Consider the following 2,177-nt stretch of genomic DNA (forward strand, 5'->3'; position numbering starts at 1 on the left):
GCGCTGGGTTAATCGCGGCAACCGCACCCACAGACAACAGGTCATTTTTAATCGCATTGCGCGTATTGATGTAATCTAGAGACACACCAACTTTAGGAATGGCTTCGAAACCGGGTTCAAATACATGGAAGTACTGAAATCGAGAGTTGCTGTAGTCGGTGCCAAAATCATTTTTATCGCCGTCTCCATCGACAAAGGTAGCTTCGGCAAGTAGAGCGAACTGCTGTCCATTATCCAGACCACCAGATACTTGGCCTTGTAATAGTGTATCTGAACTACCATTGATTAATACAGCGCCTTGTGTATAAACCTTAGTGACGTCAGCAGGATCAATAGCGTTAGATTCTTCAGCCAAAATCGGCGTTGAAAGCGCAAGCGCTAGGGGTGTTAATAAAGCAAACTTTTTCATTATCATTTCTTCTTAGTTTGCTTCGTCCATGAAGCGAGTTTGATTCCGATCAAGCTTATTGCTTGAACAATTCTTATTTGTCCGCTAGGAATTTAGCAGCAGAACGCATCAGTGCCGGAGATTTGTTTTCACCGTAACCTGAGTGATAAGGGTTAGTTGAGAAAACAACACCAACGAAATCACGAGCAGGGTCAACATAGATGAATTGACCTAGGTTGCCACTTTTGCCCATTGCACCATCATCAAAGATGTAATCGAACTGGTACGATTGGTAATCAGCGGCTTCGTTAAACGCACTGACTGAACTTGCTTCTTTAGTGTGACCAGCAAATGTGGCTTTATCACCACTGTTGCGGATGATATCGATCACTTCTGGCTTAACGACTGGCTCAGTCGCTACTGCTTCCCAGCTAGGAGTAAATAGCGTACCGAAGCGTGCTTTGTCTTCAAGTGTGGTGTGCAGCAAGCCAAGACCTAGTGCCATACCATCAGGTGCAATGTTGAATAATGCTGCTTGACGAGCCGTCATTTTGCCCCAAACACGCTCTTCAAACACTGCAGACCAAGTGGTTTTCTCGATGTTTTCAACCATTTTCGTTAATACGATGGTATTGATTGATGCGTAACGGTTGATTTCACCCGCTTTCTCGCCTTCAAGTCTTTCAGTATCACGAGCAACTGCAATCCAGCTTTCAACTTCACCAGTGGCTGCGCTTGGAACACCAAATGCAGAAGAGAAGAAGCGCACGACAGGGGACACAGGGTTCATGATAGAAGCCAATGTCTCTTCATTGTCTAGACCCGTTTGGTGGTTTAGTACGTCTAGTACACGAACGTCATCCCATACGGTGTCCTTTAGTTCAGGAACGTATTTTGTAATTGACTGTTGAGGGTCAATTTTGCCTTCTTCAACGAGCATTGCTACAACAACACCTACGGTTGTTTTTGCAGAAGACATCCAAACGTGACGGTCTGTTGGTTCCATACCTGGGTATGCTTCGTATACGATTTTACCTTCATGAATCAGCATGAAACCTTGCGTACGGAAGTGAGGGTCATTTAGGTACTCATCCATCGTCATCTCACCCTTAGCTTTGGTTTCGACTTTGATGTTACCCAGATCTTTGTTCAGTGCTTTAACAAGCGGTTTATACTCTTCGTTAGGAGAAACCAGTGTTGATGGCAAGAACTCTTCGGCGTTCATGCTGTAGTAAAGCGCGTGATCGCCACCCATTTGCCAATGGAAGTTATTAAAGTTCTCACGTGCACTTGCAACAAACTCATTGGTGTAAGTCCCTTTTGCCGCTTCAACGGGTAGGTTTACCATTGCGCCTTCCGCTTTCAGTGCTGCAGCTACAGGGTTTTCAGAAGCCATAGTAGCCGGCGCTGCTAGAGCAGAAACCATTAGAGCAATATGTTTGATTTTCATTCTGTTTCCTTTTTAAAATATTATTTGTCTGCTAGGTATTTAGCAGCTGAGCGCATGAGTGCTGGAGCTTTGCTTTCGCCGTAACCTGAATGGTATGGGTTAGAAGAGAATACAACGCCCACGAAATCACGATCCGGGTCAACATAGATGAACTGACCTAGGTTGCCGCTTTTTGCCATAGCGCCATCATCGAATACGTAGTCGAATTGGTATGATTGGTAATCAGACATTTCGTTGAATGCGCCTACAGAGCTTGCTTGCTTAGTCGTGCCTTCGTAAGTGGCTTTGTCACCACTGTTACGGATACGGTCGATAATGGCAGGAGTCACCACTTGCTCA

1 protein-coding gene and 2 pseudogenes are annotated in these 2,177 nt (G+C 45.2%); all 3 read right to left on the reverse strand.

Going from position 1 to position 2,177, the window contains the following annotated elements; all coding sequences use genetic code 11:
• A pseudogene (locus tag ACP45E_RS08200) lies at positions 1-409 on the reverse strand (hypothetical protein); the annotation flags it as partial.
• Positions 410-482: 73 nt separating this feature from the next.
• On the reverse strand, positions 483-1,838 hold the full coding sequence (locus tag ACP45E_RS08205) for a serine hydrolase domain-containing protein (protein WP_017035940.1): 1,356 nt from the start codon (positions 1,836-1,838) through the stop codon (positions 483-485).
• A gap of 20 nt (positions 1,839-1,858) precedes the next feature.
• Positions 1,859-2,177, reverse strand: a pseudogene (locus ACP45E_RS08210) (serine hydrolase domain-containing protein); the annotation flags it as partial.

This window comes from Vibrio genomosp. F10 str. 9ZD137, assembly GCF_049974785.1.
Lineage (GTDB): Bacteria > Pseudomonadota > Gammaproteobacteria > Enterobacterales > Vibrionaceae > Vibrio.